The sequence below is a fragment of the Aeromicrobium sp. REDSEA-S32_B7 genome, assembly GCF_001626145.1.
Taxonomy (GTDB): domain Bacteria; phylum Actinomycetota; class Actinomycetes; order Propionibacteriales; family Nocardioidaceae; genus Aeromicrobium; species Aeromicrobium erythreum.
The window spans coordinates 1-8229 of record NZ_LUNF01000235.1 but is presented as its reverse complement, the minus strand read 5'-3'; the positions used below and the strand labels follow the sequence as shown (position 1 = coordinate 8229).

Sequence of the window (8229 nt, the reverse complement as noted above, 5' to 3'; positions counted from 1 at the left end):
GTCGCTCCCGTACGCGGTGCACGAGCGGGCGCCGACGACGGCCACCGCCTGCTCCGCGAGCCCGGCGAGGTCGGCAGGACCGCGGACCCAGAGCCCCAGCGGTGCGCCGGTGGTGCCTCCGTGCGGCTCCACGTGGTCGAGGTCGTCGAGGCCGGCCGGCCACTCCCGGTCGCCCGGCACCACCCAGCGCAGACCCTGCTCGTCGGCCCTGGCTCGGGCCGCGGCGACGTCGCGCTCGAGGCGCGGCGCGGCGTCGCGCCAGGCGTCCGGCAGCTGCGACGCGAGCGTGCCGCCACCCTGGCGGATCGCCGACACCACGGCGCCGGCACCGTGCTCAGCGAGCAACGGGACCAGCCGGGGGTCGCCCGGTTCGACGACGAGGCTCAGCGCGAGCCGTGCCTCGGCGTCGCGCAGCGCGTCGCCTCGACGGAACTGGTCGGTCCGTTCGCTCACGACGTCACCAGGTCGCGCAGCAGCGGACCGAGCGGCGTGCCGCGCCGCAGCGCGAGGGCGAGCTCGACGTCGTCGACGTCGGGCTGCCCGCCGTCCCGGAGGTCGCACACGGTCCAGGCCACCCTCAGGACCCGGTCGGCCGAGCGCGCCGAGAGTCGCTGCCCGCGCAGGTGGGAGTCGACGAGGCGTCGGGCGGCGTCGGTGGCCGGCCAGTGCTTGCGCAGGTCGACGCCCGGCACGTCGGCGTTGGCCTGCCAGGGCGTCCCGGCGAAGCGGACGGCCTGTCGCTCCCGGGCCCGACGCACGGCCGGTGCGAGCTGCGCGGTGGAGCGGGCACCCGCCGTCTCGTGGACCAGCTCGGGTCGGCTGGGCGGCACCAGCGTGCGGTGGATGTCGATGCGGTCGCGCACGGGCCCGGAGATCCGGTCGCGGTAGCGGCGCTGCATGAGCGGCGTGCACTCGCAGGGGTCGCTCACCGACCCGCCCTGCCCGCACGGGCAGGGGTTCGCGGCGAGCACGAGCTGGAACCGGGCGGGGAACGTCGCGGTCTGCGCCGCGCGCGAGACGACGACGTGCCCGGACTCCAAAGGCTGGCGCAGCGCGTCGAGCACGTTCGACGCGAACTCCGGTGCCTCGTCGAGGAAGAGGACGCCGCGGTGGGCCAGGCTGAGCGCGCCGGGACGGATCCCCCGCTGGCCTCCCCCGACGATCGCCACGGCGCTGGCAGTGTGGTGCGGGTCGACGAACGGCGGACGCTCCACGAGCGGCACGTCCGCCGGCAGCACGCCCGCCAGGGAGTGCACGGCACTGACCTCCAGGGCCTGCTCCCGCGTCAGGTCGGGCAGCAGGCCGGGAAGCCGCTGGGCCAGCATCGTCTTGCCGATGCCCGGCGGGCCGGTCATCAGCACGTGATGACCGCCGGCAGCTGCCACGACGACCGCGGTCCGGGTGTCCTCCTGCCCGGCGACGTCGGCGAGGTCGAGCCCGGCCACGCGGTCGACGTAGGCGTGCCCGAGCCCGACGCCCTCCTCCAGCGGCGGCACGGGCGGGTCGTCCGGCTCGTCCTCTCCCGTGAGCAGCGCGACCACCTGGCGCAGGGACCGCACGCCGACGACCTGCACGCCGCTCACGAGCTCGGCCTCCCCCACGTTCGACTCCGGCACGAAGACCCGCCCGAAACCGGCCTCGACGGCGGCGATCGTCGCCGGCAGCACTCCGCGCACCGCCCGCAGCCGACCGTCGAGGGCGAGCTCGCCGATGAAGACGGTGCCCGCCGTGGCCTCGACCGGCACCAGCGTCTTCTCGACGAACATCGCCACCCCGATCGCGAGGTCGTAGTGCGACCCGGTCTTCGGCAGCGTCGACGGGGCGAGGTTGATGGTCACGCGCTGGTCGGGCCAGGTCGTGCCGGAGTTGACGACCGCGGCACGCACCCGGTCGCGTGCCTCGTTGACGATCGTGTCGGCCAGACCGACCACGATCGTCTTGGGCAGACCCGAGGCGATGTCGACCTCCACCTCGATCGCCCGACCGGTCAGCCCGTCGAGGGTCACCGAGTGCGTCGCCGCCATCAGGCCACCCCGCCCATCCGCTCGACCACCGGACCGCCGCGCCGCGGGATCCGCACCGACACCACGTCGATCCGCACCGCCGCGGGCTCCGCCTCCTGCGCCTGCAGCCACGCCGACGCCGCCCGCCGCAGCCGAGCCGCCTTGCGCGCCGACACCGACTCGAAGCCCGTCCCGTGCCGCGAGCTCGTCCGCGTCTTGACCTCGCAGAACACGATCGTGTCGCCGTCCCTGGCCACCAGGTCGAGCTCACCCCACCGGCACGTCCACCGCCGCTCCAGGATCGTCATCCCCAGCGACTCCAGGTGCCGCGCCGCCACCTGCTCCCCGTACCGCCCCAGCGCGTCGTTGCGTGCCTGACTCATGCCCCCAGCCTCGCCACACCACGACGCCCACGACAGACCCCTCGCACGGGCTGTGGACGACCAGGACCAGCCCGACGAAGGGCCTGTGGACGTGGTCAGGAGCGGGTCGGCGCGGCCTGCTCGACGTACTCGACGACGTTGCCGTCGCCGTGGCGGGCGACGAGCCTGCGGCCGTTCGGCCCAGGCATCGGACCGTCGAGGAGGTCTCCCCCACCGCCCTGCACGGCGTCGACGACGACGTCGAGGTGGCGGACGATGATCGTCGCGGCGCGGGAGCGGGTGGCCTCGTCGGCGCCCTCGAGCAGGAGGAAGGGTCCGACCCACGCCAGCCGCACCGGTCCGAACGTGAAGGCGCGCACGTCGGTGGTGCCCGACAGGCGCTCGTACAGCGGTAGCGCCGCGTCGATGCTCTCCACCGGGATGCGCGCCAGGACGGCCACGACGTTCGACGGCGTCTCGTCCACGAGGTGCCTCAGGCGGACGGGATCTTCACGTCGGAGTCGGCGAGCTCCTCGACGTTGACGTCCTTGAAGGTGAGCACCTTGACGTTCTTGGCGAACCGGGCCGGACGGTAGATGTCCCACACCCAGGCGTCGTTCATCGACACCTCGAAGTAGGCGTCGCCGGTCTCGGAGCGGACCTTCACGTCGACCGCGTTGCACAGGTAGAAGCGACGGTCGGTCTCCACGACGTACTTGAAGATCTTCACGACGTCGCGGTACTCGCGGTAGAGCGCGAGCTCGGCCTCGGTCTCGTACTTCTCGAGGTCCTCTGCGCTCATCTGCCCTCCACGGCCTGCTCGATCGTGCTCGTCGTGTCGCTCCCCGGAACACTACCGGCCGGGACCGCGCAGCCGGGCAGGCTCCACGAACGTCGGTGGTGGTCGCTCGGGCCGTGCCGACGCAGCGCCTCGACGTGGGCGGGCGACGCGTAGCCCTTGTTCTCGTGCCAGCCGTACTGCGGGTGCTCCTGCGCGAGCTCGACCATGAGCGCGTCACGCGACGTCTTCGCCAGGATGCTCGCGGCGGCGACGGCTGCGCAGCGCAGGTCGGCCTTCACCGCGGTGACGACGGGTGGGAAGCTCGGCCCGGGTGCGTCGAGGAGCGACGGCTGCGCGGGCGCGCTCAGGTAGTCGTGGTTGCCGTCGAGCAGCACGAGGTCGGGCGTGGGGTCGAGGTCGACGAGCGCCCGGTGCGCGGCGAGCCGCATCGCGGCCATGATGCCGACCGCGTCGATCTCGGCGGGCGACGCGTGACCGACGCCGTAGCCCGCGCCGTGGGTGGTGGCCCACCGGCGGATGCGTGGCGCGAGCCGCGCGCGGGCGTCGGGCGAGAGCAGCTTGCTGTCGCGCACGCCCTGCGGTGCCGTGCGGGTCTGCTCGGTGACGGCGACGACGCCGACGCTCACCGGACCGCTGAGCGCACCGCGGCCGACCTCGTCGGCGCAGGCGAGCACGGTGCAGCGCTCGCGCAGGAGGCTGCGCTCGAACCGGAGGCTCGGACGTGCTGTCACTGCTGCTGCGTCACTCGCGCTTCGCGGGCGGGTCGTCGGGCACCTCGGCGAACGCGTCGGTGCCGCGGATGAAGCCCATGCGCTTCCACGGCCACACCCGCACCCACGCCTTGCCGACGACGGCGTCGACGGGGATGAAGCCGCCGCCCGGGTCGCCCTGGTGGACGCGCGAGTCGGCGGAGTTGCCGCGGTTGTCGCCCTCGACCCACAGGTGGTCCTTCGGGACGATCACGTCGAAGCGGGTCTCGCTGTTGGCGGCGGGGTCGCGCAGGTACGGCTCGTCGATGGACGTGCCGTTGACCGTGAGCCTGCCCTGCTCGTCGCAGCAGGCGACGCGGTCGCCGCCGACGCCGACGACGCGCTTGATGAGGTGGCCGCCGGTCGGGAAGAGACCGACGACCTCCAGCGCCTTCTGGACCGGGTTGCTGGCCTTGGCGTCCTCGCTGGCGTCGAGCCATCCCCCCGGGTCGTCGAACACGACGATGTCGCCACGCTGGGGATCGCCGGTCCAGTAGGAGACCTTCTGGACGAGGATCTTGTCGTTGACGAGCATCGTCGGTTCCATCGACTCCGACGGGATGTAGAACGCCTGCAGGAAGAAGGCCTTGACCACCACGGCCATCACCATGGCGATGACGACGAGGAGGATCGACTCCTGCCAGACGGGTAGCTGGCGCTTCTTCACGGTCTCACTCACGACGTGAGCCTAGACGCAGGAGCCACAGCGAGCAGGTGGGCACGCGGGAGGACCTCAGTCCTCGCGCTTCTCCTTGATCTTCGCGGCCTTGCCGCGCAGCGAGCGGAGGTAGTAGAGCTTCGCGCGACGCACGTCGCCGCGGGTCGCGACCTCGATCTTCTCGATGACGGGCGTGTGCAGCGGGAAGGTGCGCTCGACGCCGACGCCGAAGCTGACCTTGCGCACCGTGAAGGTGCGGCCGATGCCCGAGCCCTGCAGCTTGATGCAGACGCCCTGGAACACCTGGACGCGAGAGCGGTTGCCCTCGACGACCTTGACGTGGACCTTGAGGGTGTCGCCGGCGCGGAACGCGGGGACGTCGTCGCGACGGGACTCGGCTGCGACCTGGTCGACCAGGTTGGTCATGATCTACTCCTCGCCGGTGCCACAGGTCACCCACGGAAAACGATGGTGAAAAGAAAAGGGTCGTGCGGCGTCGGTCAGCGGATCCCCTGTGGCAGAACCGCGATGCGCCAGTGCCGGGCCGTGGGCGGCAGAAGATCCAGAACGCCACGAGGGCACCTGCCCGAGCAGGTGCCCTCGTGGGGTCTTGGGGTGGGCGACGGCTCAGTCGAGCGCGTAGCCCTCGCCACCGTGGAGGACGCTGTCGATGCCGGCGACCTCCTCCTCCTCGGTGACACGGAAGCCGACCGTCACGTCGATCACCTTCGCGATGATGAAGGCCATCACGAAGCTGTAGGTCGCGATGGCGACAGCCGGGATGAACTGGACGATCAGCTGGTCGATGTTGCCGCCCGTGAAGAGGCCGGTGTCGATCGCGAAGAAGCCGAGGTACAGCGTGCCGATGACGCCCGCGACCAGGTGCAGGCCGACCACGTCGAGCGAGTCGTCGAAGCCGAGCTTGTACTTGAGCTCGATGGCGACCGCACAGACGGCACCGGCGACGAGGCCGAGCACGATGGACCAGAACGGCGTCAGGTTGGCGCAGGCCGGCGTGATCGCGACCAGACCGGCCACGACACCGGAGGCGGCGCCGACGGCGGTGGCCTTCCCGTGACGGAAGTGCTCGACCACGATGAAGCCGATGGCCGCTGCGGCCGGGCAGACGATCGTGTTGACGAAGATCAGCGCAGCCTGGCCGTCCGCGGTGGCGGCGCCGCCGTTGAAGCCGAACCAGCCGAACCACAGCACCGCGGCACCGATGAGGACGAGCGGCACGTTGTGCGGGACGGCGGTCTCCTTGCTGAAGACCTTGCGCTTGCCCAGGACGAGCGCGAGGGCCAGGGCGGCCGCGCCGGCGTTGATGTGCACCGCGGTGCCGCCGGCGAAGTCGATCGTCTCGGTGCTCAGGCCCAGGTGGGTGCCGAGCTGGCCGACCCAGCCGGTGAAGGTCGTCGTGTCACCGTCCACGACGAACGAGAACACCCACGAGGCGACCGGGAAGTAGACCAGCACGGAGAAGAACCCGGCGAACAGCAGCCAGGGGAAGAACCGCGCACGGTCGGCGATGGCGCCCGAGATGAGGGCGACGGTGATGATCGCGAAGGTCGACCCGAAGGCCGCCGCCGCGAGGACAGCACCGGCGCTGGCGTCACCGCCGAACGCGGCCTTGGCCGCGTCGTTCAGCGCGAAGTCGGAGAACGGGTTGCCGAGCACCTCGGGGATCCAGTCGTTGCTGGTTCCGTCCACGAAGGCCATGTTGGCACCGAAGAGCATCCAGAGGACGCCCACGAGGCCCATCGTGCCGAAGCTGAGCATCATCATGGACACGACGCTCTTGGCCTTGACCAGACCGCCGTAGAAGAAGGCGAGGCCTGGCGTCATGAAGAGCACCAGCGCTGCCGTGATAAGCAGCCAGTAGGTCGGGAAATTCATCGAGTGTCTCTCTCGTCGTCAGGGGGCGAGCAGGGAGGACCCCGCGAGGGGGCGACACGCGGCGACGCTGCTGCGTGGTTCCTGCGTCATGCTGGCGACAGGAGGTTGTGCGGGGCTTGCCTCCGGGTCACAGGAGCGTTACGACGACGAGCCTCGGGTTAACTCGATGTTTCGGACGCGTCACCGAGCAGGTCCGGGCGCCGCTCGCGGGTGCGCTGCAGCGCCTGCTCGTGCCGCCAGGCGGCGATCGCGCCGTGGTGGCCGGACAGCAGGACGTCGGGCACCGTGTGGCCGCGCCACGTGGCCGGCTTGGTGTACACGGGGTACTCCAGGAGGCCGTCCTCGCCGTGCGACTCCTCGGCGAGCGAGGCGGGGTTGCCCATGAAGCCGGGGACGAGGCGCACGACGGCCTCGATCACCGCGAGCGCGGCGACCTCTCCCCCGTTGAGGACGAAGTCGCCGAGGGAGACCTCCTCGACGCGCCAGCGCTCGCGGGCGTGGTCGATGACGCGCTGGTCGATCCCCTCGTAGCGACCGCACGCGAACACGAGGTGCCGCTCGCGGCTGAGGTCGTGCGCGAGGGACTGGCGGAACGGGGTGCCCGACGGCGTGGGCACCACGACGACGCTGTCGTCGGTGGCGACCGTGTCGAGGGCCTCGCCCCACGGCTCGGGCTTCATGACCATGCCGGCGCCGCCGCCGTAGGGCGTGTCGTCGACGGTGCGATGCCGGTCGTGGGTGAAGTCGCGCAGGTCGTGCGTCGCGATCTGCAGCAGACCCTTCTCGCGGGCCCGGCCGGCGAGCGACAGGTCGAGCGCGTCGAGGTACGCCGGGAAGATGGAGACGACGTCGATGCGCAGGGTCGGGGCGTCGGGCTCGCTCATGCGTCGGCACCGCCGGCGGCCCGCTCGGGCTCGGCGACGGCCTGGGCGTCGGGGTCGAGCAGACCGGGCACGTCGGCGAGCGTCACGTGGCCCGCACCCAGGTCGACGTCGGGGACGAGCGCGACCACGAACGGCACGAGCACGCCGCGCGCGCCCGCGTCGAGGTCGAGCGACAGCAGGTCCTGCTCGGGCAGGTGGAGCACGTCGGCGACGACCCCGACGTCGGTGCCGGCGTGGTCGTGCACGCGCAGGCCGACGAGCTGGTGGTCGTAGTAGGCGTCGTCGTCCTCGGGCACGTCGTCGGGGTCGACGTCGACCTCGAGGACGCGTCCGTGCAGGGCCTCGGCCGCGGTGCGGTCGCCGACGCCCTCCAGACGCAGCAGGAGCCGCCCGGAGTGGTTCCGGGCGGCTGCCACGACGACGGTGCGGTCGCCGGCGACGAGGGCGGTGCCAGGTGCGAAGCGACGCTCCGGCTCGTCGGTGCGGACCTGGACGGCGAGCTCGCCCTTGATGCCGTGGGCCCGGCCGATGCGGCCGACGACGACGCGCACGTCAGGTCCTCAGCGCTGGCGGTCGACGTCCACGAAGTCGATGCGGGCACCCTTGGTGCCGGCGATCGCTCCGGTGACGGTGCGGATCGCCGACGCGGTACGACCGGAGCGGCCGATCACCTTGCCGAGGTCGGCAGGGTTGACCCGCACCTCGAAGAGGTCGCCCCGGCGGGTCGACGCGGCGCGCACGTCGACCTCGTCGGGGTGGTCGACGATGGCCGACACGAGGTGCTCGATGACCTCCTGCGTGCGACCAGCCACGATCAGGACTCGGTGCTCTCGGCCTCGGCGGGCGCCTCGGCAGCGGTGTCCTCGGCCTTGGCC

General features: G+C 71.9%; 11 protein-coding genes and 1 pseudogene. All 12 read right to left on the bottom strand.

Going from position 1 to position 8229, the window contains the following annotated elements; all coding sequences use genetic code 11:
• Positions 1–453 (bottom strand): annotated as a pseudogene (locus tag A6Q79_RS15090) (DNA-processing protein DprA); the annotation flags it as partial.
• Positions 450–2024 carry a YifB family Mg chelatase-like AAA ATPase gene (locus tag A6Q79_RS15085; RefSeq protein ID WP_067856616.1) on the bottom strand — a complete coding sequence of 525 codons (1575 nt, stop codon included), beginning with the start codon at positions 2022–2024 and terminating at the stop codon, positions 450–452. The pseudogene A6Q79_RS15090 and the gene A6Q79_RS15085, both read right to left, overlap by 4 nt.
• On the bottom strand, positions 2024–2386 hold the full coding sequence (locus tag A6Q79_RS15080) for a YraN family protein (protein ID WP_067856613.1): 363 nt from the start codon (positions 2384–2386) through the stop codon (positions 2024–2026). Before A6Q79_RS15080 ends, A6Q79_RS15085 begins: the two co-directional genes overlap by 1 nt.
• A 95-nt stretch (positions 2387–2481) precedes the next feature.
• Entirely contained in the window at positions 2482–2850 is a 369-nt protein-coding gene (locus A6Q79_RS15075; RefSeq protein WP_067856610.1) for a hypothetical protein, read from the bottom strand.
• 8 nt (positions 2851–2858) lie between these two features.
• Complete coding sequence (locus A6Q79_RS15070; RefSeq protein ID WP_067856607.1) at positions 2859–3167, bottom strand: DUF2469 domain-containing protein; 309 nt, start codon at positions 3165–3167, stop codon at positions 2859–2861.
• Entirely contained in the window at positions 3164–3898 is a 735-nt protein-coding gene (locus A6Q79_RS15065) for a ribonuclease HII (RefSeq protein ID WP_286690469.1), read from the bottom strand. Before A6Q79_RS15065 ends, A6Q79_RS15070 begins: the two co-directional genes overlap by 4 nt.
• Positions 3899–3908: 10 nt before the next feature.
• Complete coding sequence (gene lepB, locus A6Q79_RS15060; RefSeq protein ID WP_236749845.1) at positions 3909–4595, bottom strand: signal peptidase I; 687 nt, start codon at positions 4593–4595, stop codon at positions 3909–3911.
• A 54-nt stretch (positions 4596–4649) separates the two neighbouring features.
• A complete protein-coding gene (gene rplS, locus A6Q79_RS15055) occupies positions 4650–5000 on the bottom strand; it encodes a 50S ribosomal protein L19 (protein ID WP_067856601.1) in 351 nt (116 codons plus the stop codon).
• Positions 5001–5201: 201 nt separating this feature from the next.
• Positions 5202–6470, bottom strand: coding sequence for an ammonium transporter (locus tag A6Q79_RS15050; protein ID WP_067856598.1), 1269 nt, complete (start codon positions 6468–6470; stop codon positions 5202–5204).
• 158 nt (positions 6471–6628) lie between these two features.
• Positions 6629–7330 (bottom strand): tRNA (guanosine(37)-N1)-methyltransferase TrmD, encoded by a 702-nt coding sequence (gene trmD, locus A6Q79_RS15045; protein ID WP_067861462.1) that lies wholly within the window; start codon positions 7328–7330, stop codon positions 6629–6631.
• A gap of 20 nt (positions 7331–7350) precedes the next feature.
• Positions 7351–7905 carry a ribosome maturation factor RimM gene (rimM, locus tag A6Q79_RS15040; protein ID WP_067856596.1) on the bottom strand — a complete coding sequence of 185 codons (555 nt, stop codon included), beginning with the start codon at positions 7903–7905 and terminating at the stop codon, positions 7351–7353.
• A gap of 9 nt (positions 7906–7914) precedes the next feature.
• Positions 7915–8166 (bottom strand): RNA-binding protein, encoded by a 252-nt coding sequence (locus A6Q79_RS15035; protein ID WP_067856593.1) that lies wholly within the window; start codon positions 8164–8166, stop codon positions 7915–7917.
• Positions 8167–8229 lie beyond the last annotated feature (63 nt).

Coding starts and splice junctions, on each gene's coding strand:
- A6Q79_RS15080 (WP_067856613.1), bottom strand. CDS start 2,386: ATGAGTCAGGCACGCAACGACGCGCTGGGGCGGTACGGGGAGCAGGTG.
- A6Q79_RS15050 (WP_067856598.1), bottom strand. CDS start 6,470: ATGAATTTCCCGACCTACTGGCTGCTTATCACGGCAGCGCTGGTGCTC.
- rplS (WP_067856601.1), bottom strand. CDS start 5,000: ATGACCAACCTGGTCGACCAGGTCGCAGCCGAGTCCCGTCGCGACGAC.
- A6Q79_RS15085 (WP_067856616.1), bottom strand. CDS start 2,024: ATGGCGGCGACGCACTCGGTGACCCTCGACGGGCTGACCGGTCGGGCG.
- A6Q79_RS15070 (WP_067856607.1), bottom strand. CDS start 3,167: ATGAGCGCAGAGGACCTCGAGAAGTACGAGACCGAGGCCGAGCTCGCG.